The 25,866-nt window shown below is 58.5% G+C and carries 20 protein-coding genes and 1 tRNA gene; 16 read left to right on the plus strand and 5 right to left on the minus strand.

The genetic code is table 11. From position 1 onward, the window contains the following. The first annotated feature begins 49 nt into the window (after positions 1-49). The gene (locus QMQ05_RS06015) at positions 50-772 is read left to right on the plus strand and encodes an AzlC family ABC transporter permease (RefSeq protein WP_345473831.1); all 723 of its coding nucleotides are present in this window, start codon (positions 50-52) and stop codon (positions 770-772) included. Beyond that, positions 762-1,085 carry a branched-chain amino acid transporter permease gene (locus QMQ05_RS06020; RefSeq protein ID WP_345473833.1) on the plus strand — a complete coding sequence of 108 codons (324 nt, stop codon included), beginning with the start codon at positions 762-764 and terminating at the stop codon, positions 1,083-1,085. Before QMQ05_RS06015 ends, QMQ05_RS06020 begins: the two co-directional genes overlap by 11 nt. Here QMQ05_RS06020 and hrpA read toward each other — a convergent pair. Next, positions 1,080-5,048 (minus strand): ATP-dependent RNA helicase HrpA, encoded by a 3,969-nt coding sequence (gene hrpA / locus QMQ05_RS06025; protein WP_345473835.1) that lies wholly within the window; start codon positions 5,046-5,048, stop codon positions 1,080-1,082. The genes QMQ05_RS06020 and hrpA overlap by 6 nt on opposite strands. Positions 5,049-5,451: 403 nt before the next feature. Between hrpA and QMQ05_RS06030 the strand changes: the two genes are divergently transcribed. From QMQ05_RS06030 to QMQ05_RS06040, 3 genes are all read left to right on the plus strand, one after another. Further along, positions 5,452-6,447: an ABC transporter substrate-binding protein gene (locus QMQ05_RS06030; RefSeq protein ID WP_345473837.1), complete on the plus strand. Its 996-nt coding sequence runs from the start codon at positions 5,452-5,454 to the stop codon at positions 6,445-6,447. 103 nt (positions 6,448-6,550) lie between these two features. Further along, a complete protein-coding gene (locus QMQ05_RS06035; RefSeq protein ID WP_345473839.1) occupies positions 6,551-7,468 on the plus strand; it encodes an ABC transporter permease in 918 nt (305 codons plus the stop codon). Continuing rightward, positions 7,461-8,252 carry an ABC transporter ATP-binding protein gene (locus QMQ05_RS06040; RefSeq protein WP_058253957.1) on the plus strand — a complete coding sequence of 264 codons (792 nt, stop codon included), beginning with the start codon at positions 7,461-7,463 and terminating at the stop codon, positions 8,250-8,252. The genes QMQ05_RS06035 and QMQ05_RS06040 overlap by 8 nt, the downstream gene beginning before the upstream one ends. An 800-nt stretch (positions 8,253-9,052) precedes the next feature. On the opposite strand, the gene QMQ05_RS06045 is transcribed toward QMQ05_RS06040, so the two are convergent. The 4 genes from QMQ05_RS06045 to QMQ05_RS06060 all read right to left on the minus strand — a co-directional run bounded on the left by QMQ05_RS06045 (position 9,053) and on the right by QMQ05_RS06060 (position 11,825). Next, positions 9,053-10,252, minus strand: a complete 1,200-nt coding sequence (locus QMQ05_RS06045) for an MFS transporter (RefSeq protein ID WP_345473843.1) — start codon at positions 10,250-10,252, stop codon at positions 9,053-9,055. A 135-nt stretch (positions 10,253-10,387) separates the two neighbouring features. Then, positions 10,388-10,876, minus strand: a complete 489-nt coding sequence (locus QMQ05_RS06050; RefSeq protein ID WP_345473845.1) for a GNAT family N-acetyltransferase — start codon at positions 10,874-10,876, stop codon at positions 10,388-10,390. 29 nt (positions 10,877-10,905) lie between these two features. Then, complete coding sequence (locus QMQ05_RS06055) at positions 10,906-11,628, minus strand: VIT1/CCC1 transporter family protein (RefSeq protein WP_345473847.1); 723 nt, start codon at positions 11,626-11,628, stop codon at positions 10,906-10,908. Positions 11,629-11,749: 121 nt separating this feature from the next. Next, positions 11,750-11,825 (minus strand) — tRNA-Arg (locus tag QMQ05_RS06060). A gap of 166 nt (positions 11,826-11,991) precedes the next feature. On the opposite strand from QMQ05_RS06060, the gene argS reads away from it, so the two are divergent. The 11 genes from argS (at position 11,992) to QMQ05_RS06115 (ending at position 25,666) form a co-directional block, all read left to right on the plus strand. After that, complete coding sequence (argS, locus tag QMQ05_RS06065; protein ID WP_345473849.1) at positions 11,992-13,635, plus strand: arginine--tRNA ligase; 1,644 nt, start codon at positions 11,992-11,994, stop codon at positions 13,633-13,635. 7 nt (positions 13,636-13,642) lie between these two features. Then, complete coding sequence (gene lysA, locus QMQ05_RS06070; RefSeq protein ID WP_345473851.1) at positions 13,643-15,064, plus strand: diaminopimelate decarboxylase; 1,422 nt, start codon at positions 13,643-13,645, stop codon at positions 15,062-15,064. Further along, the gene (locus QMQ05_RS06075; protein ID WP_345473853.1) at positions 15,065-16,351 is read left to right on the plus strand and encodes a homoserine dehydrogenase; all 1,287 of its coding nucleotides are present in this window, start codon (positions 15,065-15,067) and stop codon (positions 16,349-16,351) included. A gap of 1 nt (position 16,352) precedes the next feature. Continuing rightward, positions 16,353-17,453 (plus strand): threonine synthase, encoded by a 1,101-nt coding sequence (thrC, locus tag QMQ05_RS06080; RefSeq protein ID WP_345473855.1) that lies wholly within the window; start codon positions 16,353-16,355, stop codon positions 17,451-17,453. Between the two features lie 155 nt (positions 17,454-17,608). Continuing rightward, the gene (gene thrB / locus QMQ05_RS06085) at positions 17,609-18,541 is read left to right on the plus strand and encodes a homoserine kinase (RefSeq protein ID WP_345473857.1); all 933 of its coding nucleotides are present in this window, start codon (positions 17,609-17,611) and stop codon (positions 18,539-18,541) included. A 335-nt stretch (positions 18,542-18,876) separates the two neighbouring features. Beyond that, the gene (gene rho, locus QMQ05_RS06090; protein WP_345473859.1) at positions 18,877-21,120 is read left to right on the plus strand and encodes a transcription termination factor Rho; all 2,244 of its coding nucleotides are present in this window, start codon (positions 18,877-18,879) and stop codon (positions 21,118-21,120) included. Between the two features lie 159 nt (positions 21,121-21,279). Beyond that, positions 21,280-22,353, plus strand: a complete 1,074-nt coding sequence (gene prfA / locus QMQ05_RS06095; protein WP_058253967.1) for a peptide chain release factor 1 — start codon at positions 21,280-21,282, stop codon at positions 22,351-22,353. An 8-nt stretch (positions 22,354-22,361) separates the two neighbouring features. After that, entirely contained in the window at positions 22,362-23,252 is an 891-nt protein-coding gene (gene prmC, locus QMQ05_RS06100; RefSeq protein WP_345473861.1) for a peptide chain release factor N(5)-glutamine methyltransferase, read from the plus strand. 12 nt (positions 23,253-23,264) lie between these two features. Next, positions 23,265-23,948, plus strand: a complete 684-nt coding sequence (locus tag QMQ05_RS06105; protein ID WP_345473862.1) for an L-threonylcarbamoyladenylate synthase — start codon at positions 23,265-23,267, stop codon at positions 23,946-23,948. Beyond that, on the plus strand, positions 23,945-25,060 hold the full coding sequence (locus QMQ05_RS06110; RefSeq protein WP_334123525.1) for an MraY family glycosyltransferase: 1,116 nt from the start codon (positions 23,945-23,947) through the stop codon (positions 25,058-25,060). The genes QMQ05_RS06105 and QMQ05_RS06110 overlap by 4 nt, the downstream gene beginning before the upstream one ends. Positions 25,061-25,231: 171 nt before the next feature. Continuing rightward, positions 25,232-25,666: a hypothetical protein gene (locus QMQ05_RS06115; protein ID WP_334123526.1), complete on the plus strand. Its 435-nt coding sequence runs from the start codon at positions 25,232-25,234 to the stop codon at positions 25,664-25,666. The last annotated feature ends 200 nt before the right edge of the window (positions 25,667-25,866 follow it).

Below are 25,866 nucleotides of genomic sequence, written 5' to 3' on the forward strand. Positions count from 1 at the left end.
TCAAATTTCCTAATATTGCTACATGTTCGAAAAGTTGGCAATTAAGTCTATGAAACCTGCAGCTGTTGGCAGCCGATGGCAGCAGATCAGGCTCGGAGCGCACAATGTCCTTCCCGCCTGCCTAGCGGTGATTCCCTTGGGGTTGGCGCTGGGCGTGCTACTGGTACGCACCGGGCTGCCGTGGTGGTCGGCCCCGCTACTGGCCGGGTTGGTTTTCGCCGGCTCCTTGGAATTTTTGCTGATCGGTCTGCTGGCCGTCGCAGCGCCACTTTCGCACATTGCGCTGACCACCATGGTCGTGAACTTTCGCCACGTGTTTTACGCGATCTCTTTTCCCCTGCACAAGGTTCGCGGCAGAGGGGCCAAGGCCTACAGCATGTTCGCGCTGACCGACGAGGCCTACGCGCTGACGATGGAAGCTGAACGTGAGAACTATTCTTCGGCCCGGATCCTGAGCATCCAGTCGCTGTTCCACGCCAGCTGGACGATCAGCGTGCTCGCTGGCGCGCTGCTGACCGGGCTGATCCCTGAGTCGATCAAGGGCCTGGACTTTGCGGTGACGGCGCTGTTCACCGTCCTGGCGATCGAAGCCTATAAGGCCTACCGGAGTCTGCCGCTCTCGCTCTTGGCCTTGATTAGTGCCGTCGTGGCCAGCTGGATCGCACCGCAAAGCATGATGGTGGTGGCTATGGTGATGTTTTTGATCGGCTTATCGGTGGCCTATTTGCTGCGCCGCGGAACCAAGGAATCAGAAGGAAGTCATGCCCGATAATCTCTACCTGTTTTCGGCCATTGCGCTCAGCGCAGCACTGACCTTTGCCTTGCGCGCGCTGCCTTTTACCTTCATCACCAAATTACGCAGCAACGACTTCATCAACTATCTGGCCGGGCGCATGCCACTGGGAATTATGGTGGTACTGCTCGCTTCCACGATTCCGGCAGGCATCATGGACCTAGCAGTGGCGTGGCCGGTGGCCGCCGCACTCGCGACCACCATAGGTCTGCACCTGTTCAAATCCAACGCCGTACTCAGCGTGCTCGGTGGCACGGCGGTGTACGTGGGCATCCTGAGCTGGCCGCTATAGTTCCGCCAAGCCGTCCTTGATGGCCTTGCGGATGCGCTTTTCGCTCACCGAATAGGCAGTGCCCAGTTCTTGGGCAAACAGCGAGATGCGCATTTCTTCGAGCATCCACTTCACCTGCGCCAGCGTGGCCGGGACGCGGGCGCCCTGAGGCACGCGTTCCAGGGCGGTATCGTACTCATCCTCCAGCTTCTGGATGATTACCAGTGCCTGAGAGTCACGGGTGACCGCTCCGCCACGCAGCTTCTCCAAACGCTTCTCGATACCTTGCACATAGCGTGGCAGGCGCAGCAGATTCGCCGCCCCGGTGGCAGCGATGAAGCCCGGATAAATCAGCTGTTCCAACTGCGAACGGATATCGGAGACCGCCGCGAACATGGCCAGTGACTTGGTGTTCTTCAAATCCTTGTTGATGCGTGTGGAGGCAGCAAACACCTTGGCGACCACCGCGGTGATGGTGAAGATGGTATCGATCTGCTCGGCGCGGACGGTTTCGAACAACGCCTCAAACTCGGCACGCTTCATGGGCAGTTTTTCGGGGACCAACTGATCCACCGCAGCCATCGTGCAGTCGGCGATCAACTTGTCGATCGACCCGTGCGGGTTCTGCGTAAAGACCAGTTTCTCCGCATTGTTCAGGTGAGAAATCACAAACTTGGCAGCCGGTGGCAAACGCAGCATCAACAGGCGGATCACCCCCGAACGGTGCGCGGCATCGCGTTCGGACTCATTACGGAAGACCGTGAGGTCCACCGTGGAACCGTTATCATTCAGGCCCGGGAACGCGGTGATCTGCTGTCCCATCACGGTGGTGGTCACCTTGGCCGGCAGGGTATCACCCAGGGTTTCGCCGGCGGCCGCCAACTGTGGCCAGGTTTCCAAGGCTTTCTGATCCCAAGCGCCGGCCTGCGCGCTATTCGCCGACTTTTTGCGGTTCTTCGCAGCGGGTGCGGGTTGGCCCGGTTTGCCGGGTTTAGTGGTGCGGGGATTGACGGAACTAGATGCGACGGAGCCAGGGGAGTTGACCCCACTGGCCAAGGCCGCCCGGTTGGCCGCGGCGAACTTGTATTGCAGGGCCGCAAGATCATCACCCTGACCGAGCACCTTGCCCGAGGCATCGGTGACGGTGAAACCAAAGCGCAGGTGGGCCGGAAGAGTGGTGAAGTCGAAAACTCCCGGATCCACCACCATGCCCCGAAGCCGGCGCAGGACCAAGGCCAAAGACTCGGCCAAATCATCGGTGGCCGGATCAAAATCAGCGTTGAGCATCTCCAAGGCCTTACCCGCCACATCCGGGGCAGGAACAAAGTTCTTGCGAATGGACTTGGGCATGGACCGAATCAGCGCAGTGATCAGTTCATGGCGCAGACCAGGAATTAGCCAGGCAAAACGCGCAGGCTCCAGCTGGTTGAGGAAGACCACCGGGACGCGAAGCGAAACTCCGTCGCCCTCATTCCCGGAAGCTGCGGGGTTGTACTCGTAACTCAGTGGCAGGTGAATGGATCCCAGTTGCCAAGTCGTGGGGAACAGGCTCTCATCAAGCGGCTCGCCCTCAGCCAACAGCGCCTCGGGATCAAAATCCAGCAGTGTGGGGTCGGTAGCGCGCGCCTTTTTCCACCAGCGATCAAAGTGCCGCTCGGAATATACCTGGGCCCCGACCCGAGCATCGTAGAACGCAAAGAGGTCCTCGTCGCTAATGCGCAAATCATGCCGGCGCATGCGGGTTTCAAGCTCTTCCACTTCTTCGAGCAGTGCCCGGTTCTTGGCGAAGAACTTGTGATGGGTGCGCCAGTCACCCTCGACCAGGGCATGGCGAATAAAAAGCTCACGCGCAAGATCGGGATCCACCCGCCAATAGTGGAATTGGCGCCGCGGAATAATCGGCAGGCCAAAGAGCGTGACCTTCTCATAACCCATGACCGAGCCGGTGCGCTTGGACCAATGTGGTTCTGAATGGGTGCGTTTGAGCAGCTGGGGAGCCACTTCTTCGACCCATTCCGGGGCGATGCTCGCATTCACGCGGGCCCACAGGCGCGAGGTTTCCACCAGCTCAGCGGACATGATCCAGGTCGGCGACTTTTTGAACAGACCCGAACCAGGGAAGATCGCAAAGCGGGTGCCGCGTGCACCCAGATAGTCGCGCTTACGCTCATCGTAGAGGCCAATATGCCCGAGCAACCCGGCCAGCAACGACTTGTGGACTTGGTCTTCGTTCGCGGCCGGATCGATCGGCGCGGCCGCCACCGTGATCCCCAGCGGTTTGGCCAACTGGCGTAGCTGGGTGAACAAGTCCTGCCACTCACGCACGCGCAGGTAGTTGATGAACTCTGCCTTGCACAGCCGGCGGAAGGCCGAAGAGGACAACTCTTTTTGTTGCTCCTGCAGGTAGGCCCAGAGGTTCAGTATTCCGATAAAGTCCGATTTCTCGTCCACAAATCGCTTGTGAAGTTCCACGGCACGATCGCGTTGGCCGGTCTCCTCGCTGGGACGTTCGCGCGGGTCTTGGATGCTCAGCCCAGCGGCGAGCACCATGACCTCCTTGGCCACGCCGCGATCCGCGGATTCGACGATCATGCGGCCCAGACGCACATCAAGTGGCAATTGGGCTAGCTTGCGCCCGATCTGCGTGAGCTTGGCGGCCTTGGTGGATTCCAGAGCGCCAAGTTCGCGCAGCAGGTTCACACCATCGGTGATGGCGCGGGCCTCGGGTGGTTGCACAAACGGGAACTGTGCGACCTCGGCGGCTGAGGCCACCACACCCATGGAGATCATCTGCAAGATCACGCTGGCTAGATTGGTGCGCAGAATTTCCGGGTCGGTGAACTCGGGGCGCGAGTCATAGTCGGACTCAGAGTACAGGCGGATCGCGATGCCCTCCGAGACACGACCACAACGACCCGAACGCTGGTTGGCGCTGGCTTGGGAGACGCGTTCAATCGGTAGGCGCTGCACCTTGGTGCGGTGCGAATAGCGTGAAATGCGGGCGGTGCCGGTATCAATGACGTACTTGATTCCCGGAACGGTCAGCGAGGTTTCTGCCACGTTGGTGGCTAGGATGATACGCGGGTTGCCCCAGGGATGGAACACCCGGTGTTGCTCGGCCAGCGACAGTCGGGCGAACAGTGGCAAGACCTCATAGCGGGGCATGCGCTTATTTGAGGTGACCAGGGCGCGCAGGGCCTCGGCGGCGTCACGGATTTCGCGCTCACCGGAGAAGAAGATCAGGATGTCTCCCGGTGCTTCGCCGCTCAGCTCCCTAACCGCATCGGTGACCGCATCGAGCGGATCACGTTCTTCTTCCAGCGAGTTCGCATCGCCGTCTTCGTCTTCAGGTTCGGCTTCGGCCTGCAGGGGACGGTAGCGCAGTTCTACCGGGAAGGTGCGCCCGGAAACCTCAATGATCGGGGCCGGCTGCAGCTCGCCGTTGGGCAAGGTGGTACCAAAGTGTGCAGCAAATCGTTCGGGGTCGATCGTGGCCGAGGTGATGATGATCTTCAGCTCGGGCCGCTGAGGCATGATCTGTTTGAGGTAACCGAGCAAAAAGTCGATGTTCAGGCTACGCTCGTGGGCCTCATCGATGATGATCGCCGAGTATTTTTTCAACAGCCGGTCACGCTGAATCTCGGCCAGCAGGATGCCGTCGGTCATGACTTTCAGCTTGGTCTGGCGTGAAACTTCACCGGTGAAGCGCACATGGAAACCGACTTCATCGCCGATCTGTGTGCCCATTTCCTCGGCAATACGCTCGGCAACGGTGCGCGCGGCAAGGCGGCGGGGCTGGGTGTGCCCGATCATGCCCTGCTCGGCCAGTCCGAGTTCGATGAGCATCTTGGGCAACTGCGTGGTTTTGCCCGAACCGGTTTCGCCGGCAATGACTATTACCTGATTTTCGCGCACCGCTGTGAGGATGTCCGTGCGACGGGCTGAGACCGGGAGGGCTTCGGGGTACGTAATGCTAAGCGCCATGATGCTCCCATTCTATTCGCGCAACGCGCATTGTTCGCTTTGCCTAGCCGACAGCTGAAAAACCGGTACAGGAGCGGGACGGAGAATGATCAAGCTGGACTAGTCAAATTTTCGCTCTGTCTAAGCAAGTGTCGACATCTTGGGGGATGAAAATACAAAACTTCATGATTCTTTGGCTTAGCGGAGAATTTGTGTCCATTGATCGGCAAATCAACAGTAAAGCGTCTGTGAAAGGGGCTTTCTTGTGAGCAAGGTGAGGTCGTTCACATGTAAGATCTAGGGTAATCATCGACGTCACACTTGGAGAGTTCCCGATGGTTGCTCGCTACCACGAACAACCAGACCAAGTAGCGACGGAATCGGTGAGAATCACTCGCATCAGGGGACTTTGAAAGGAATTTCAATGAAGAGCTTCACAGCTATGAAAATTGCCGCCGTTGCGGCTGCCAGCGCACTGGCACTGACCGCCTGTGGCGGTAGCAACGGATCGGACAGCGCAACTGGCGGAGACGAACCGGTCAAGATCGGCATCTCACAGTACGTCTCGCACCCTTCCTTGGATGCTGTGGTTGAAGGCTTCAAGACGGGGATGGAAAACGCCGGCTACACCGGAGACAAGATCTCCTACGATGAGAACAACGCCGAGGCCGATCAGGCCACCAACACCTCGATCGCCGGCAAGCTTGCTGCGGATTCAGATATTGATCTGGTCCTGGCCGTAGCCACCCCATCGGCTCAGGCCGCAGCCCAGAGCATCACCAACATCCCGGTCCTCTTCTCGGCAGTCACCGATCCGGTAGCGGCCAAACTGGTCGCCTCCAATGAAGCACCGGGCGGCAACGTCACCGGTACTTCGGATATGAACCCGGTTGATGAGCAGCTGGCCCTACTCAAGGAATTGAAGCCAGATGCCAAGACCGTGGGCATTGTCTACTCCTCGGGCGAAGCCAACTCGGCCGTGCAGGTGCAGATGGCTGAAGATGCTGCCAAGGATTTGGGCTTGACCATCGAGAAGGCGTCGATCTCCGCTTCCAGCGAAGTGCAGCAGGCTGCCAGCTCCTTGAACGTTGACGCGTACTACGTACCCACCGATAACGCGGTAGTTTCCGCACTGGAAGGCCTGCTGCAGACCGCAGAGAAGAAGAAGGTTCCAGTGATCTCCGCCGATGGTGAATCGGTGAAGCGTGGTGCTACTGCAACCTACGGCATTAACTACGAGAAGCTCGGTGAGCAGACCGCGACCATGGCCGTGAAGCTGCTGAAGGGCGAGTCCAAGCCAGCCGAAACTCCGGTCGAAACCATCTCGCAGGTGGATCTGTACCTGAATGAAGAGGCCGCCAAGAAGGTCGGCATCGAATTCAGCGAGGACATGAAGTCCAAGGCCGTCGAGGTCTACTAAACCTGCAAGAAACCACCACGCAAGGCGAGGCGCATAACCTGATGCCTCGCCTTGCGTCGTGACGACACAACTCGTCGTCAAGACACAACTCAAGGATCCACAAATGATCACAGCGGTTGAACTCGGCCTGATTTACGCCATTATGGCGCTCGGCGTGTATCTGACCTTCCGAATTCTGGATTTTCCCGACCTGACCGTTGACGGCAGCTTCACCACCGGTGCGGCCGTCGCAGCGGTGAGCATCGTCAACGGGATGAACCCCTGGCTTGCTTCGGTGCTCGCCTTCTTCGCCGGCATGGTGGCCGGCACCATCACCGGCCTGTTACATACCAAGGGCAAGATTGATGGACTGCTTGCCGGTATCTTGACCATGATCGGGTTGTATTCGATCAACCTGCGCATTATGGGCAAAGCCAATACGCCCTTGCTGGGCGAGGACACCCTGATCAGCCCGATGCGTAGCGCCGGCATTCTCGGATCCTGGTCCTCGATCGCGATCTTCTTCGTGATCTGCCTGCTCTTTGTTGCCGCGATCGTCTGGTTCTTGCACACCGAGCTGGGTATGGCCATGCGAGCCACGGGTGACAACCAAGAAATGATCCGTTCCTTCGGCGTGAGCACCGATAACCAGAAGATTCTGGGCCTGGCCCTGTCCAATGGTCTGGTGGCGCTCTCCGGCGCAATCATCGCCCAATACCAGGGCTTCGCCGATGTGGGCATGGGCATCGGTGTGATCCTGATCGGTCTGGCCTCGGTGATCGTGGGGCAAGCCATCTTCACCCAGCGTTATATCTGGCTGGCGGCTCTGGCCGTGGTCTTCGGTGCCGTGATCTACCGCCTGGTCATCCAGCTGGCGCTGTCGGTCGGCCTGGAAGTCAACGACATGAAGCTGATCTCCGCAGTTCTGGTGGTGGTGGCACTGCTGCTACCGAAGTGGAAGGGGTTCCAGAAAATTGTGAAAACCTTCAAGCGCACGCCCGCTGTAGTGACTGTTAAGGAAGAGGTTCGCAGCAATGCTTAATATCAAGAACCTGTCGCGCACGTTCTTCCCCGGAACGGTTAACGAGCGCAAGGCACTACGCAATATCAACCTGGAACTGAGCGATGGTGAATTTGTTACCGTCATCGGTTCCAACGGTGCAGGAAAGTCCACCGTGCTCAATATGGTGGCCGGCAAGCTGCAGCCGGATACCGGATCGGTGAACATCGCCGGTAAAAACGTCACCAAGATGGCCGACTACTCGCGCGCCAAGTACATCGGTCGGGTTTTCCAGGATCCGATGGCTGGCACCGCGCCGACCATGTCCATCGAGGAGAATATGGCTCTCGCCTACGCTCGTGGTCGTTTCCGCGGTCTGGGCCTCGGCGTGGGTTCCAAGCGTCGAGAACTCTTTGTTGAGGAACTCAAGAGCTTGGAATTGGGACTGGAAAACCGCCTGAAGACCAAGGTCGGTTTGCTCTCCGGTGGTCAGCGTCAGGCATTGAGCTTGCTGATGGCTACCTTCTCCAAGCCAAAGATCCTCCTGCTCGATGAGCACACCGCAGCACTGGACCCGCAGCGTGCGGCACTGGTCTCGCGTCTGACCAAGGAAATTGTCGAACGCCACCAGCTGACCACGCTGATGGTGACGCACAATATGGAACAGGCCCTGCAGTTGGGAACACGCCTGATCATGATGCACGACGGCGAGATTATTTTGGACCTGAATCAGGAAGAAAAATCTCGGATGACAGTGCAGGATCTGCTCGACGAGTTCGGGAAGATCAAGGGCGCGCAGCTGGACGATAAGACCATGCTGCAGTAATAGCTGCAAATAAGTATTCGTTGCGGACTACAGCGCAGGCCTCGCACCAGTGGTGCGGGGCCTGCGGTGTTTAATACGGGCCACGTATCGATCGGGAATCGGCGGCTAATTCAGAAGGTGCGAATGATGGGGCTTACAAGGTCTGGAATTGACTCCTGCAACTCAACGACGCAAGTTAGGCCGGTCGGGGTACCAGATACGATGAATTCCAGAGTTAAGGTCTCCGCCTCAGATGGTGGGTAAGAGTTGTAGATCCATGTGGCATCCCAATCTGTCCCAGTGCCACCGACTCTTCCCCCTACGCAGATATATGTTGTACCAACGTCGTCAGTAATGTTCCCTTTTACAGGTTCAAGTATTGAGTTACTGGGCATTTGTGGAGCAAGGAATTGTTTGGTCCGCACCCTGTTCCTGTCTTTTTGCTTCCCTCAGTTCCAAGGCGGAATAGAACTGGAAATCTAACTGTCGAATTTCATCGTTGGTGACACCCCTCAAATGGAGTTCCAGACCAGTGCTGCCACTCCTAACATGACGAGAATAGGGGAGGCTCATCGCGAGGTTGAGCCCGAAAAGTTTAACGTCCACTCCCAGGTGGGTTGCGATGACAAGATCCATTGGCGCTGAAACTATGCGTGTCATGGCCACAGCCTACACAGCTAAGCCGATGACCTAATGGAACATACATCGCTGTTTCAGAGACGGTGCTTAAACCGGTTATTGAAGCCAATCCGTTGCAATAGGCAATTCGATTGACCGGAAATCAGCAACCGTCAATGTACGAAGAACACGCCATTTAGCGTTTACAGCGTGGCGGTTTCTGGTTCCTGATCTATACCTAACCACGCCAGAGCCATACAAAGAGCGAAAACGACAGCCCCGGTAGCAACAGGCAACATGATGCTTACACTGCCTAATAGTCCACCGATTACTGAACCTAACGCTAAACCGGCTAATCCAAGAACTCTGCTTGCTGCACTGACTCGTCCCATCAGGTGTTCGGGCACCAGCCGTTGGCGTAATGACAACGAGCAAATATTCCAGATGACTGCGTGCATGATATACAAAGCCAGCATGACTCCGGCCAACACTGCCGATGTACTGATTGCGAGAATTCCTAAGCTCAGTGATCCCAGAGCAAGGCTTGCCACTACCACATTGCGATATCCCAGAAACTGGCGAAGTTTCGGCGCGATGGCACTTCCAACAAGACCGCCCAGTGCAGAAAATGCGAGTAGTAGCCCGTAGCTGGTGGAATCTAGTCCAAGCTGTTCTTTCGTGAATAACACCAAAATAGAAAACGCCATCATGTACCCGACGCTGGCTAAACCGCTAATCAATGCCAAAGCACCAACCAAGCGGTGCTTGCCAAGCCAACGAATTCCTTCGCCAGCCTCAACCCAAATGCGCTGGCGCTCGCCGGAAGTTACCTTTGGATTTGCGCTGCGGGGCAAAGCTAAAGCTACCAGTCCGCCTACGGCCCAGAGTCCACCCATCGCATATAGGGGGATCGCAGCAGTGAGTGAGAACAGATATCCTCCCAGAGGAGGACCTACGAATTCATCGGATATCAACTGTGTAGCAGAGATCTTGCTATTGGCTTGATCCAGCTTTTCGGAGTCCACTATCTGTGGCAATAAAGTAATCGCTGAGGTGTCTGCTGTGCCTTCCAGGACAGCGATGAACGCCATCGCTAGATAAAGTATCAAAAGATTCGGGCCGGAGAAATGAAAAGCAATCGCTAAAGGTATCAAAGCGATTCCACGCAGAACATTTGCTGAGCTGAGCAAGAAGCGCCGTTCATGTCGGTCCACCCAAACACCCACGGGTAAAGCAACGAGTAAGCGTACGACGGCGTAGCACAGTGACAGTCCGGCTATCAGACGGGGATCCTGGGTTAAGGAAGCAGCGATCAGCGGAACAGCAATAAAAGCCACGCCATCGGCAAGGTTGGACAACGCAGATGCTGCCCACAAGACTCCGAATCCGCGTTGGGTAGCCACGTTCTACAGCGTATCGGTAGGAGTCATCGGAACTGAGCCAATTCTCGAGGTTGCTACGAACATAAACATTGGGCTTTAGCGAGGGGAGAGCTGCCGGCATGGGGCAACTTAAGTCGCAGTTCTCGCGGAAGCTTTTTAGAACTTTGTCTTCGACAGTAGGAATTCAACTCGTCCCGAGGTTTCGTCGGCTTGTTCTTGCCCGGTATTTCGGAAGCCGTTTGCTTGATACAGGTTGATAGCCCGCGAATTATCGGAGATGACCCACAATCGTAGTTCTTGAAAGCCGGCCTTGTGCGCAAAGAAGTCCATCTTTGTCAGGAGCCCAGAAGCGATGCTTTGCCCCCAGAAATCCGGCGCAACGGCGACGTAGTAAATTTCCAAATAGCCATCGTGTGGTGAGCAGAGCGTGAAACCTGCCGCAACTCCACCCTTGGAGGCCACCGTCAGCCTGGCATCAGGCAACGCCAAACGGCGTTCAACGCCAGCGACTGCACCGCTACCGTCTTTCGGTAGTGGCTTGTGGTCGCGTTGCGCGGCGGCCTGTGCCCAAATTTTCGCTGCATCATCGATGAGCTGCGAATCTTGTTGTGTCGCTTGTGTAAAGACGATCGAAGCGGTGCTCATGGTTGAAACTTATGCCCCTTGTGACCGCGCTAAATAATCCCGCTGGAGCCAAGCAGGGAACCGATAAAGAAGGTGGCCGCCAAGGCCAACGTTCCACCGATGACCAACCGAAGGGCCGCCACGCGTTTGGAACTTCCTCCGATATAGGCGCCGAGCGTACCGGTCAGAGCCAGGGCAAGAAGGACAGCAATGAACGTCACCGGAATGCGCAGGTGATCTGGTGGGAGCATGATGGCCAACATGGGCAAAATCGCGCCGACGACAAAAGCAGCTGCAGAAGCATAGGCGGCGTGCCAGGGATTGACGACTTCCTCTTCATCGATGTTCAGCTCTGCCTGCAAATGGGCGGCCAGTGCATCGCGCTCGGTTAGCTCGGTGGCCACCTGCAAGGCTGTTTCTTCGCTCAGACCTTTTGCCTGATAGATCCCGGCAAGCTCAGCGAGCTCTGCTTCGGGATCTTCGGCGAGTTCTTGGCGTTCCTTTTCTACCAGGGCGCGTTGCGAATCGCGTTGGCTACTGACCGAAACGTATTCGCCTAATGCCATGGAAATGGCACCACCAATAACTGCGGCCATGCCGGCAGTAAAGATGGGAGCCGATTGATTGGTGACGCCGGCAACGCCCACCACGGTGGCGGCGACCGAAACGATTCCGTCGTTGGCCCCTAGGACCCCGGCGCGAAGCCAATTCAGGCGTTCGGCAAAATTCTGGTCATGGGGTTCATCCGGGTTCGCATTGATTGATTCGGTCATGCACTAAGAGAATCATTCAGTGGCGTCTCCACGCTAGTGAAAGGCCAAATTCCGGCGTAGCAATCGGCAATATTAGAATAAAAAAATTGCAGGCCTGGATGATCCAGATCCTGCAATTTGCTGGTGCCCCTGAAAGGAATCGAACCTTCGGCCTTCTGCTCCGGAGGCAGACGCTCTATCCACTGAGCTACAGAGGCGTGTTGCTGAGCAACAAAAAAATACTATCAGGTGGTGCGCTGATCTGCGCAATTCGAGCAGGCCGGGTGGGATGTGTTGTAAAAGTCACCGACCTGCGCAAGTCTCACAGTCGTAGCGAAGTCATGAATGCTCATTAAGCGTTGCACTTACCGGTATTCTTGAACGGTGACTCCTGAAGAACTCTCCGCAGCAATATCCGCATGCCTCACCGAAGCCGTCGCCGCCGGTGAAATTTCCGTTGAGGTTCCAGAGACCGTGCGCGTCGACCGTCCCAAGAGCCGTGAACACGGTGACTGGGCTACCAATATCGCGTTGCAGCTGGGCAAGAAGGCCGGCATGGCACCACGCGATTTCGCGCAAATCCTTGCCCGACGTCTTGCAGAGGTTTCAGGAGTTAGCTCCGTAGACATCGCAGGTCCAGGCTTTTTGAACATCACGCTGGAAGCTGGTGCTGCCGGAGAATTGGCCCGCACCATCGTTGAAGCTGGCGCCAGCTACGGCAATAACCAGGCTTTGGCCGGTCACGTGGTCAACATGGAATTCGTTTCGGCGAACCCCACCGGCCCCCTGCACATTGGTCACACCCGCTGGGCAGCACTGGGCGATGCGATCTCTCGCGTGCTGCGCGCCTCCGGTGCGGATGTCACCAGCGAGTACTACATCAACGACGCCGGCAACCAGATGAACGTCTTTGCCCGTTCGGTCTACAACCGCATCCACGGTCTGCCGGTTCCCGAGGGTGGCTACCCTGGTGAATACATCAAGGAACTGGGCGACATCGTCCTGGCCGAGAAGCCTGAACTGAAGGACTTGGCCGAAGCCGAGGCCATCCCAGCACTGCGCGAAGCTGCCTACAAGGCGCAGCTCGAAGACATTAAGAAGACCCTGGCAGACTTTGGTGTCAGCTTCGACGTGTTCTTCTCCGAGACCACCTTGCATGAAGGTGGAGCTGTGGCTGATGCCGTGGCACGCCTGCGCGAACAGGGCCACATTTTCGATCAGGAAGGTGCTGTCTGGCTGCGCACCACCGACTTCGGCGATGACAAGGATCGTGTACTGATCCGTGCCAACGGCGAGCCAACCTACTTCGCTGCCGACGCCGCGTACTACCTGTCCAAGAAGGATCGCGGCTTCGAAGAGAAGATCTACCTGCTGGGTGCCGACCACCACGGCTACGTCAACCGCCTGAAGGCCATCGCAGCCTGCGCGGGCGACGACAAGGAGAAGAACATCGAGGTGTTGATCGGCCAGCTGATCAGCGTCAACGGTGCCAAGCTCTCCAAGCGTGCCGGTAACATTATTGAACTTCGCGACCTGATCAACTGGATCGGCGCCGACGCCCTGCGTTACTCGCTGGCCCGTTTCCCTGCCGATTCACCGATCGCCCTGGATCCAGAGCAGCTGAAGAAAAACACGAACGACAACCCGGTGTTCTACGTTCAGTACGCTCACGCCCGCTCGGCCGCCGCCGCGCGCAATGCTGCCGCGAAGGGTGTCACCCGCGAGCAGTTTGACGCGGCCTCGCTGACCGACGCTACCGAAAACGAACTGCTGGCAGTACTCGGCCAGTTCCCATCGGTCGTGGCCGGCGCCGCAGAATTCCGCGAACCACACCGCATTGCCCGCTACCTGGAGCAGGTCGCCGGCGCGTACCACTCCTGGTACGCCGCAACCCGTATTACCCCGGTGGGTGAAGATGAGGCCATCGCCCCAGTACACAGCACTCGCCTGTGGCTGAACGATGCCGCAACCACCGTTTTGGCCAATGGATTGGAACTTCTGGGCGTTTCCGCCCCAGAGAGGATGTAAATAGCCGATGGCTGTATCGCCACTAGCCCCGCAATGGCTGCAATTCCCCGAAAATGTAAATGCACTTCGTCAGATCGAATGGGCTTCGGGGGTTTCCCGCGAAGCTAGCGGCGAACTATCCGTTCAGGGCATTACGGTTTCTGCCCTGGCCAAAGAATTTGGCACGCCCCTGTTTGTACTGGACGAGAATGACTTCCGCGCCCGCGCTCGTGGTTTTAAAGACGCCTTCGACGCAGCCTTTAAAGACCTGTGCGGGGCAGTAGACGTCTACTACGCCGGAAAAGCCTTTGTCTGCACCGAGGTAGCCCGTTGGGTCGCCGAGGAAGGCCTGCGCCTAGACACCTGCTCCGGTGGTGAACTGGCGGTGGCCAAGGCCGCCAAGATTCCGGGTGAAAACCTCTCGCTGCACGGGAACAACAAGTCCCAGGCGGAAATTACCCGCGCCCTAGAAATGGGTGTGGGACGCATCGTGATCGACTCACTGGACGAGCTGGAGCGCGTGATCACCCTGGCCAACGCGCTGGGGCACACCGCCGAAGTGATGCTGCGCATTACCCCCGGCGTGCACGCCTCCACCCATGAGGCCATCGCCACCGCCCACGAGGACCAGAAGTTCGGACTGTCGATCCTGGCCGATGCCACCGGCACCTCACCGGCGCTACGTGCCGTGGCCCGCGCCTTGGAAGCGGAGAAGGTGAACCTTTTGGGCCTGCACGCCCACATCGGTTCGCAGATCTTTGAGGCCGAAGGTTTTGCCATGGTCGCGCGCACCATGCTCGGCCTGCTGGCACAGATCCGTGAGATCCACGGCGTCGAGCTGGGCGAACTGGACCTGGGCGGCGGCTACGGTATCGCCTACACTTCCGAGGACCACCCATCAACTCCCGCCAAGCTGGCCGGTCAGATGGCGGACGTGGTTTCGGCAACCTGCGCCGAGCTGGAATTAAGCTGCCCACGCATCTCCATCGAACCAGGTCGCGCCATCGTTGGCCCGACCACCTTCACCCTGTATGAGACCGGGGTGCGCAAGGATGTACAGGTGGAAGATGCCACCGGTGCCTTGCACCCACGCCGTTATATTTCGGTGGATGGCGGCATGAGCGATAACCCTCGCCCGGTGCTTTACGACGCACAATATAACGCCGTACTTGCCAGCCGTATGACGCAAAACGACGCAATTATTTCTCGCGTAGTTGGGAAACATTGCGAGTCAGGTGACATAGTCGTGAAGGACGTTTACCTGCCCGAAGACGTGGCGGCTGGCGACTTGCTCGCCATTCCGGCCACCGGAGCCTACTGCTGGGCCCTGTCGAGCAACTACAACTACCTCACCCGCCCCGCGGTGGTAGCGGTACGCGATGGCCAAGCCCGCCTGATCGTGCGCAGGGAAACCGAAGACGACTTGCTAGCCCGCGACATGGGAGTTTAATTGAGCGGCGAAAAGAACCTGAAGGTAGCCCTACTGGGTTGCGGTACGGTCGGAGCCCAGGTGGCCCGCATCTTGCTGGAAGACGCGAATGAACTGGCATCCCGTTCGGGTGCCGGACTGCAGCTGATCGGCATTGCCGTGCGCAATCTCGAATCCAAGCGCGATGTTGAGCTGCCCAAAGAGCTTTTCACCACCGACGCGCTGGGGTTGATCGAACAAGCCGACGTGGTCATCGAATTGCTCGGTGGACTCGATCCTGCCGGGCAGTACATCGCTGCCGCCCTGGACAAGGGTGCCAGCGTGATCACCGGCAATAAGGCACTGATCGCGCTCAAGGGCGCCGAGCTGAACGAGGTGGCCGCCCGTACCGGAGCTCAGCTGCGTTACGAAGCTGCCGTGGCCGGGGCAATCCCGATCCTGCGCCCGATCGCTGATTCGCTGGCGGGAGACCGCATTACCAAGGTGATGGGCATCGTCAACGGCACCACCAACTTCATCCTGGACGCCATGGACACCACCGGCGCGGCCTTTGACGACGTGCTGGCCCAAGCCCAGGCGCTGGGTTATGCCGAAGCCGATCCGACCGCCGACGTGGGTGGGCACGATGCCGCCGCGAAGGCCGCGATCCTTGCCTCCTTGGCCTTCCACACCAATATCTCATCCGAGCAGGTGTCCACCGAGGGCATCACCGAGGTCACGGCCGAAGATGTGGCTGCGGCCGCCGAAGCCGGATACGTCATCAAGCTGTTGGCCATCGCCGAGCAGAGCGATGCGGGCATTTCGGTGCGCGTTTACCCATCGCTGATCGCCCGTTCCCACCCGCTAGCCACCGTACACGGTGCGTTTAACGCGGTGTTCGTGGAAGCCGAAAATGCTGGAGATTTGATGTTCTATGGTGCCGGGGCCGGTGGCAACGCCACCGCCAGTGCCGTGATGGGCGATGTGGTGGCCGTGGCCCGACAGATCGCCGCCGGGGCACCACTGCCCAACGGCTCGGTGGCTCAGAGCCCACGCATGCTGGACTTTGACGCAATCACCACCCGTTACTGGATTGGCCTGTCGGTCAAGGACCAGTCCGGTGTGCTCGCAGCCATTGCCACCGTCTTCGGTGAGCATGGTGTCTCGATCCAGTCGATGAGCCAGCAGGGTGATGCTCATTCCGGTGCGCAGCTGCGTATCCTCACCCACCAGGGCACCGAATCCGCCCTGGCCAGCACCGTTGAAGCCTTGAAGGCCTTGGACGCGGTGCACAGTGTTCTATCCGTTATGCGAGTTGAAGGAAACTAACGTGGCTCACCAGTGGCGCGGAGTAATCCGCGAATATGCCGAACGCCTCCCAGTCGATGAAAACACCAAGGTCATCACCTTGGGCGAGGGTGGCACCCCGTTGGTGTTCGCACCGGCCCTTTCGCAGCTCACCGGCAATGAGGTGTACCTGAAGGTTGAGGGGATGAACCCTACCGGGTCATTCAAGGACCGTGGCATGACCATGGCGATGACCGCGGCAGTAGCTGCGGGCGCCAAGGCCGTGGTGTGTGCCTCCACCGGTAATACCTCGGCCTCGGCCGCAGCCTACGCCACCCAGGCCGGGCTGAAGTGTGCCGTGCTGGTTCCGGATGGCAAGATCTCCATGGGCAAGCTCTCCCAGGCCATCGCCCACGGCGCGGACATCATCCAGATCGACGGCAACTTTGATAACTGCCTCGAAGTGGCCCGCAAGCTTTCGGAAAACTACCCAGTCTTCCTGGTGAACTCGGTGAACCCTGCCCGTATTCAGGGACAGAAGACCGGGGCCTTCGAGGTTGTTGACTTCCTCGGCGACGCCCCGGATTACCACCTGCTGCCAGTGGGCAACGCCGGTAACATCACCGCCTACTGGAAGGGCTACAAGGAGTACTCCTCCAAGTGGACCAACGAAGCTGGCAAGGAACTGGAACCAGTGTCCACGAAGAACCCGATCATGTGGGGCTTCCAGGCTGAAGGTGCGGCTCCGATCGTTGCCGGTCACCCGATCACCGAACCAGATACAATCGCCACCGCCATCCGCATCGGTAACCCAGCCTCTTGGGAGCAAGCCGAAGCAGCCCGCGATGAGTCCGGCGGTCAGATCGACTCGGTGTCCGATGAGCAGATCCTTGAAGCACACCGCTGGCTTTCTAGCCGCGAAGGCGTGTTCGTGGAGCCTGCCTCGGCAGCCGGTGTAGCTGGTCTGCTCAAGCACCACGCCGCGGGCAACGTGCCAACGGGCAAGAAGATCGTGATCACCGTAACCGGTCACGGCCTCAAAGACCCAGATTGGGCGCTGAAGCAGGCCGATGGTTCGTCGGTGGCGCCAAAGAAGGTGGCCTTCGACGTGGTCGAGGTCGCTGGCGCACTGGGCCTAGCCTAGAAGCATTAGCCGGGAGCTCCCGGCATGTCACGGCCCGCCGGGTACGGACGGTGATCCACCTACCGGATCCAGCGTTCGCACGGCGGGCCGTAGTCCATTAACCTTTGACCTAGCTTTTGCATTAGCTTTTGAGCTGTTCTGACCCTGAAGGAACCATGACCGCGCAGATCGCCCTCGGCCAGCACCTGATCGTTTGCCCTCCCGCCACCACGGCCAACCTCGGCCCGGGTTTTGACTCACTCGGGTTGGCGTTGGAGTACCGGGACCGTCTTGAGGTGCGCACCGCCGAAACGAGCAGCGTGCAGATCGTGGGGCAGGGCGCCGAAGAGCTACCTAAGGATGAATCGCATCTGATCATCAAGGAAATGCACCGCTACTGGGCCAAGGCTGGTTTTGAGCCGGTCGGGGTGCAATTGCTGGCACACAATAACATTCCGCATGCTCGCGGTATGGGCTCCTCCGCGGCGGCTATTGTGGCCGCCTACGCCGCCGCCGACGCGTTGTTGCCCGAAGCTTCCCGTGGGGGGATTGAAGCGATCTTCCAAGCGGCTGCGGCCTGGGAAGGACATCCGGATAATGTGGCACCGGCAGTTTTTGGTGGCCTGAGCATTTCCTCCACCAATGCCGATGGCAGCTTTGATTCGGTGCAGGTGCCCCTGCATCAGGATTTGCGTGCGGTGTTGGCCATTCCTTCTAATGGGTTGTCCACCGAGGTTGCCCGCGGTGCGTTGCCGGCCCAGGTCGATCACGCGATCGCCGCCGCCAATAGTGCCAGCGCGGCTCTGCTGATTCATGCGTTGAGCAATGACCCTTCGGTCTTACTGGCAGGCACCAAGGATTACCTGCACCAGGATTATCGGGCCGCTGCCATGCCAGAAAGCGCTGCGCTGATTGCCGCGCTGCGTGAGGCAGGATACGCCGCGGTAGTGTCGGGGGCCGGCCCGACCGTGCTGACCTTGGTTTCTTCCGAGGCTCAAGTGGAAGCGGTGCTAGCAAAAATTGAAGAATTTTCAGCGAATTCAACGGTGTCGTGGCAGGGACAAGTTCCCCTGCTGGCTGCTAACGGTGTTACAGTAGAAGAGCTGTAACACTATGGCAGGCCGGATTACTGGGTAGTTACCCGGTTCAAATCCCTTTTGGCCAGTGTTGATACGGATAAGTTCGGTTCTTGAACCCCACTTCATCCGTCCAGTCGTTCCGGATCTCCTGCCGTTCGCAGCACCATTGATATCCCACATTCATGCACAGCCTCGTGCCGTCGAGATATCAGTTTCCTTATATCCACCGCAGTTTAGTGCCCGGAATTTGCCAGGCTCGCTCGGTGGAGCGTGGAGCAGCCATCAATCTTGGGCTGTTGCACAGTATTTACGGCACAGTGGACCTGCTACGAAGCGGCCCATCCTACGAGTCAGAAGGAACTTTCGTGACCGAAACCACGAGCCTCAACGAAGGCGTGGACACCAAGACGTCCGAAACCAAGAGCGCCGGTCTGGCCTCTTTGAAGATGACCCAGCTCCAGCAGCTGGCCTCACAGCTGGGTATTACCGGCGGGTCGCGCATGCGCAAGGCCGACCTGGTCAAGGCCATCGGCGATCATCAGCGTGGTGGATCGGTAGCCGCCAAGGACGCAAAGGCTACCAAGGCTGCTGCGGCGCCTAAGGCTGAAGCCGAGGCCGCTGCAGCACCAGCTGAGCAGCCAAAAGAAACCAAGGCGCGCTCCCGCCGTGCACCCAAGGCTGCCGCTAAGGTTGAAACCGAAGCAGCACCTGAGGCTCAGCCAGCCGAGCAAGCACCGGCCGCGCAGCCAGCTGCTACCGAGGCACCTGCCGCTGAGTCCAAGCCTGCACGCACCCGTCGCCCATCGCGCCGCGTCACCGATTCGGGCAAGGCTCCGGTAGCCGCCGAAACGAAGGTCGAAGCACCGGCTGAAGCCACCGAAACCGAAGCTGCTCCGGCGCAGCAGAAGCCTGCGCGTGCACGTCGCAATGCCAAGCAGGCCGAGCCAGCCACCGAGCAGCCAGCTCAGGGCACCGAGCCAAAGGCTGAGAACGCCGAGAACGCTGAGAACAACGGCGAAGCTCGTGAAGAGCGTCGTGAACGCAACGCCAACCGCCGCGAGCGCAACAACAACCGTCGTGAGCGCAACAACGACCGCAATGAGCGCAATAATGACCGCGCCGAGCGCAACGACCGTGGCGAGAGCAACGAGTCGGAAAACAATGGCGAAGCTCGTGAAGAGCGTCGCGAGCGCAATGCCAACCGTCGTGAGCGCAATAACGACCGTAACAACGACCGTGCTGAGCGCAATAATGACCGCAACGACCGCAACGACCGCACCGAGTCGGGCGAGAACGAGGGCGGCGAAGAGCGCAACGAGCGGAACAACGATCGTAATGATCGCAACAACCGTCGTGAGCGCAACAATGACCGCAACGATCGCAATAACCGTCGTGAGCGCAACAATGACCGCAACAACCGCAACCGCCGCAACCGCCGTGATGACGACGAGCCACAGCTGAGCGAAGACGATGTCGTACTGCCAATCGCCGGTATCTTGGACGTGCTGGAGAACTACGCGTTCGTCCGCACCTCCGGCTACCTGCCAGGCCCGAACGACGTGTATGTCACCTTAGGTCAGGTCAAGAAGTACAACCTGCGCAAGGGCGATGCCATCGTTGGCGCCATCCGCCAGCCACGTGAGGGTGAAACCCCGAACCCACGCCAGAAGTTCAACGCCCTGGTGCAGCTGACTTCCGTCAACGGAAAGAAGCCAGAAGACAACCGCGAACGCGTTGAGTTCAACAAGCTGGTACCGCTGTACCCAACCGAGCGTCTGCGCCTGGAAACCGATCCGAAGCTGGTCGGCCCACGCGTTATCGACCTGGTTTCCCCGATCGGTAAGGGCCAGCGTGGCCTGATCGTTTCGCCTCCTAAGGCCGGTAAGACCCTGATCCTGCAGGCCATTGCCAACGCGATCACCATTAACAACCCAGAAGTACACCTGATGATGGTGCTGGTTGATGAGCGTCCCGAAGAAGTCACCGACATGCAGCGCACCGTCAAGGGCGAGGTCATTGCCTCGACCTTCGACCGCCCAGCCGATGATCACACCACCGTAGCCGAACTGGCCATTGAGCGCGCCAAGCGCCTGGTGGAAATGGGCATGGACGTTGTGGTGCTGCTGGACTCGATGACCCGTCTGGGCCGTGCCTACAACCTCTCGGCCCCAGCCTCGGGTCGTATCCTCTCCGGTGGTGTGGATTCGGCCGCACTGTACCCACCAAAGCGTTTCTTCGGTGCTGCCCGCAACATCGAAAACGGTGGCTCGCTGACCATCCTGGCCACCGCACTGGTGGAGACCGGATCCAAGATGGACGAGGTCATCTTCGAAGAATTCAAGGGCACCGGCAACATGGAATTGCGCCTGAGCCGTCAGCTGGCTGAGAAGCGTATCTTCCCAGCGGTCGACGTCAACGCATCCTCCACTCGCCGTGAAGAGGCCCTGATGAGTGCCGAAGAGGTACGCATCATGTGGCGTCTGCGTCGTATGCTTTCGGGCATTGACCCACAGCAGGCTCTGGAAGTGCTCACCGGTAAGATTCGTGAAACCGAATCCAACGCAGAATTCTTGATGCTGGTCAATAAGACCACTCCTAACAAGGATTAGCACCCCTACCCGCCATGGCGTCCAGCCAGCTTGCCCTCGTGGAAGCTGGCTGGACGCCATCGGCGCGTAGTGACCCAAGCACCGACTAGAATTTAGAACAGCTGCCCGTAATGCCACTGTGGCATCACTGCGCGGGCACCGCCGAGAAGGAAGACCACCATGTTCGAATCCGTTAAATCGCTACTAGAAGAGCATGCGCAGATCCAGGCACAGCTCTCGGATCCGGCGGTGTACGCCGATCAGGCGCTGGCGCGGAAGCTCGGTCGCCGCTCCGCCCAGCTCAACGGCATCGTTGAAGCCTACAACCGCTGGCACACCGCCACCGAAGATCTGGAAGCTGCCCAAGAAATGGCAGATGAAGATCCAGATTTCGCCGAGGAAGTAGAAACCCTCACCGCAGCTTTGCCAGAACTGCAAGAAAAGCTGCGTCGCCTGTTGATCCCACGCGATGAGAACGATGCGCGCGATGTCATCCTCGAAGTTAAGGGTGGTGAAGGTGGCGATGAGGCAGCACTGTTCGCTGCTGACCTATTGCGCATGTACACCCGTTATGCTGAGCACAAGGGCTGGAAGGTGGAGATGATCTCCTTCAACGAGTCCGACCTCGGCGGTTACAAGGACGCCCAGGTGGCCATCAAGGGCAAGTCGAACGACCCAGCAGAGGGCGTGTACGCGCAGCTGAAGTTTGAAGGTGGCGTACACCGTGTGCAGCGCGTGCCGGTCACCGAATCCCAGGGCCGTATCCACACCTCGGCCGCCGGTGTACTGGTCCTGCCCGAAGTTGACGAGCCAGAAGAAGTCGAGATTCACCAGAACGATCTGAAGATCGACGTCTACCGCTCCTCGGGTCCTGGCGGCCAGTCCGTGAACACCACCGACTCCGCGGTCCGCATTACCCACATGCCTACCGGCATTGTGGTGGCCATGCAGAACGAAAAGTCGCAGATCCAGAACCGTGAAGCTGCCATGCGCGTGCTGCGTTCACGTCTGTTGGCCCACCAGCAGGAACAGATCGACGCAGAAAACTCGGCCCAGCGTGCCAGCCAGATCCGCACCATGGACCGTTCCGAGCGTATTCGTACCTACAACTACCCGGAAAACCGCATCGCCGATCACCGTACCGGATACAAGGCCTACAACCTGGATGCTGTCATGGACGGCGACCTGCAGCCGGTCATCGAATCCTGCATCAAGATGGATGAAGAAGAGCGCCTGGCAGCGCTGGGCGAGTAAGTACCGCCTTGGAAACACTATCGGCCGTGCGCTTAGCCGCGATTACGGCACTGGCCAACGCCGGGGTGCCAAGCCCCGGCGTTGATGCCGACCTCTTGCTCTGCCACGTGCTGGGCATTACCCGTTCCGAGCTGAAATTGCGCGAGCTGCGTGGGGATAGTTTTGGTGGCGATGAGCGCGCACAATTCACCGAATTGGTGGCTGCACGCCGTACCCGGATTCCATTGCAGCACCTGACCGGTCTCGCGTACTTCCGTTACCTTGAACTCAAGGTCGGTCCGGGGGTCTTTACCCCGCGGCCCGAAACCGAAACCGTGGTGCAGTTGGGCCTGGACTTTATTGCCGAACACGGCCTTGACGAGCCTAACTGCATTGACCTGTGTGCCGGTTCTGGGGCGATTGCTGCTGCACTGGCCAGTGAGGTGCCCGGCTCCAGGGTGTGGGCCGTGGAGCTTTCGGATCAAGCCATCGGTTATACCCGAAGTAATTGCGAACCCCACGGGGTCACGGTATTGCACCAGGACGCCACTAGCGTGCCTGTGGAATTCGAGGGCACCATGGACCTGGTGATTTCTAACCCGCCGTACATCCCGCCCAATGCGATTCCTCGCGAGGCTGAAGTGCGTGACCACGATCCGCAGATGGCACTGTATGGACTGGGGGAGGATGGTTTGCAGATTCCGCGAGCCATTAGTGCCCAAGCCATGGAGTTATTGCGCCCTGGCGGATACTTTGTGATGGAACACGCTGAAGTGCAGGAGGCGTCCGCAGCGCAGATGCTGCGCGATGCTGGATTTGAGCGCGTCACAGGCCATCAAGATTTGACCGGAAGGGCACGTGCGACCTCCGGCTACGCACCACACCGAGAACCAGTACCACCGACGACCCACCACGCATGAAAGAATGATCCCGTGAGCACAAGATTTTTGGTAAGCAACGAGCAGGAACACGAAGCGGGCCTCACTGCGGCTAAAGCTGCCTTGGCAGAGAAACGATGCATCGTCTTGCCCACCGACACGGTGTACGGGATTGGCGCTGATGCCTTTAGCGCTCAGGGCGTGGCGATGCTGTTGGCCGCCAAGGGACGCGGTCGCACCATGCCGCCACCGGTACTGATCGCCCAGAGTGCCACCATGGATGGCCTGGCCCGTGATATTCCGGATGCTGCCCGCAAATTAGCTGACGCGTTTTGGCCTGGCGGATTGACCTTGATCTTGCAGGCTCAGCCTTCACTGACCTGGGATCTAGGGGAGACCCGGGGAACCGTTGGATTGCGCGTACCCAATGATGACACCGCCCTAGAACTACTACGCGAGACCGGCCCCTTGGCCGTGTCTTCGGCCAATCGCTCCGGGCAACCGGCGGCCCTCGACGTTGATTCGGCTATGGAACAGCTCGGCGAATCCGTCGACGTGTATCTTGATGGTGGCTCGAGGGGCGAAGATCCTACCCAGGTGTTGCCCTCAACGATTATCGATTGTACCGGTGAACATCTCAAGGTTGTTCGTGCTGGCGCGATTTCCATCGAAGAGTTGCGCGTGGTCGTTCCTGAAGTGCTCGACTTGGGACAGGATGCCCCAGGCCAGGACGCATGAGATTATACGTACTGCTCATCGCCTTTAGCTTTACAGCATCGTATCTACTGACCCCGGTGGTCCGTTCCCTAGGGGAGCGGTTCACCACTAATCAGTTGGTGCGCGAACGCGATCAGCATCAGGCACCCGTCGTAAAATTCGGCGGCGTTGCCATTATTGCCTCCTTTGCCATGGGACTGTGGCTGGCGAGCAATTTTCACTTCTTCCGAGGTGTCTTTGGCGGGGAAGCACTCACCGGCCTGAGCCTAGCGCTACTGGTCATTGTGATTCTGGGGCTAGCAGATGACATGTTTGATCTGCGCTGGTGGATCAAACTAATTGGTCAAATCCTTATTGGTTGGCTCGTGGCTACCCATGGGGTGTTGATCCAATCCTTGCCGGTGGGATCATGGCAGATCGATCGAGATTGGCTACAGGTTGTGATCACCATATTTTTGGTTGTACTCACGATGAACGCCATTAACTTCTCTGACGGGCTAGATGGTTTGGCAGCCGGACTGGCAGCCATCGGAGCAGCGACCTTCTTTGTGTACTCCTACATTCTGGCCACGCATGTCAGTGCCGAAGACTACGCCAATTTAGGTGCGCTTCTTTGCGCTCTGTTATTGGGTGCCTGCCTAGGATTTTTACCGCATAACTTCAACCCCGCGAATATCTTCATGGGGGAGAGCGGCGTGCTGGCCATCGGTCTGATTCTCTCGGTGTCGGCCATTGCCGTCACCGGCGACGTTCAAGGACTCGACGCCCACCGCTTCCGCAACATCCCGGCCTATATGCCCATGATGTTGCCCATGGTCATTGTCTTCTTACCAGTACTAGACCTTGTACTCTCGGTTTTCCGGCGTCTGGCCAACAAGCGCTCACCCTTTTCCCCAGACTCCAAGCACATCCATCACCGGATGCTCGCCCAGGGCCATTCGGTACGTCGCGCAGTGATTTTGCTCTATTTGTGGGCTGCAGTGATAGCTGTATCGGTGGTCTCTATTGCCTTCATCCCGGTCATCTTGGTGATCCCGCTGGCATTGGTGCTGGTGTTGGTGGCAGCGATCGGCACGTGGTGGCCTCTGGTGCTGCGACGCGTGGAAGCCCTACGTAAGCGACTGGGGCATTAAACCGCTACAAAAGCCTTGCTGTGTAATCCATAAGCAAACTCTTTCTATCTCGTGTAGAATTCAGTGTGGATCTTCTTCCGGGATCTCTTTTGGGTGAGCGGAAGTTATAAGTTTCATCAGCATCGTGGGTACACGATGGTCCCTCGGATTTGACGAAGAAAGGTTGCGGACGTGACTTCCAGTTCTGCCCGCGTCAGTATTTCGTCAGCTCCGAAATCCATCTGGTTGCCGATTCTGGCTTTGTCACTGGTGTATTCGCTGATCGCAACGGCCGCATTTTTCCTGATTTCGTGGTTGTTTGCCGATCTGCGTTATGCGCTGTCGGGTGTTTTGGCGGCTGGGGTTGTCATTGGCTTTTTTGCCATTGGCATTCTGATCGCCGAAGCTGCGGGACGAATTCGTCGCACGTGGGCCATGCCTGCGTTTTTAGGCGCGTATGTCATCAAGGTTTTTGGTATCGCCTTCGTGTTGTTGAACCTGGGTTTGCCCGAATGGGTAAACCGTCAGGGATTCGTTCTTGCAGCAGCTATCTCACTCGTTGCCTGGCAGGTTGGTGAAGTTCGAGCTTTTATGAAGTCTCGACTGCCAATCTACAACGAGGACTAGGGAGTTCCGGCCGGCGAATGTGTCGGAAGGATGCTGTGAGTTTGATAAGCTTACTACGGGTCATTTTTAGCTAAGCGCTGGATTGCGTGAGGCTGGATACATATGCGCTTGCGGGGGAACCTGCAGGTGGCACCTCATCAGGGTTGATGCCTCCGGCAACAGCTGCGATGGGATCCCCGTTTGATCTTTTCTTCACACGG

The sequence above is a fragment of the Glutamicibacter sp. B1 genome, assembly GCF_039602135.1.
Taxonomy (GTDB): Bacteria; Actinomycetota; Actinomycetes; order Actinomycetales; family Micrococcaceae; genus Glutamicibacter; species Glutamicibacter ectropisis.

Excerpts from the sequence above, each read along its gene's own strand:
- QMQ05_RS06015 (WP_345473831.1), top strand. The coding sequence starts at position 50 with ATGAAACCTGCAGCTGTTGGCAGCCGATGGCAGCAGATCAGGCTCGGA.
- QMQ05_RS06020 (WP_345473833.1), top strand. The coding sequence starts at position 762 with ATGCCCGATAATCTCTACCTGTTTTCGGCCATTGCGCTCAGCGCAGCA.
- hrpA (WP_345473835.1), bottom strand. The coding sequence starts at position 5,048 with ATGGCGCTTAGCATTACGTACCCCGAAGCCCTCCCGGTCTCAGCCCGT.
- QMQ05_RS06030 (WP_345473837.1), top strand. The coding sequence starts at position 5,452 with ATGAAGAGCTTCACAGCTATGAAAATTGCCGCCGTTGCGGCTGCCAGC.
- QMQ05_RS06035 (WP_345473839.1), top strand. The coding sequence starts at position 6,551 with ATGATCACAGCGGTTGAACTCGGCCTGATTTACGCCATTATGGCGCTC.
- QMQ05_RS06040 (WP_058253957.1), top strand. The coding sequence starts at position 7,461 with ATGCTTAATATCAAGAACCTGTCGCGCACGTTCTTCCCCGGAACGGTT.
- QMQ05_RS06050 (WP_345473845.1), bottom strand. The coding sequence starts at position 10,876 with ATGAGCACCGCTTCGATCGTCTTTACACAAGCGACACAACAAGATTCG.
- QMQ05_RS06055 (WP_345473847.1), bottom strand. The coding sequence starts at position 11,628 with ATGACCGAATCAATCAATGCGAACCCGGATGAACCCCATGACCAGAAT.
- lysA (WP_345473851.1), top strand. The coding sequence starts at position 13,643 with ATGGCTGTATCGCCACTAGCCCCGCAATGGCTGCAATTCCCCGAAAAT.
- thrB (WP_345473857.1), top strand. The coding sequence starts at position 17,609 with ATGACCGCGCAGATCGCCCTCGGCCAGCACCTGATCGTTTGCCCTCCC.
- prfA (WP_058253967.1), top strand. The coding sequence starts at position 21,280 with ATGTTCGAATCCGTTAAATCGCTACTAGAAGAGCATGCGCAGATCCAG.
- QMQ05_RS06110 (WP_334123525.1), top strand. The coding sequence starts at position 23,945 with ATGAGATTATACGTACTGCTCATCGCCTTTAGCTTTACAGCATCGTAT.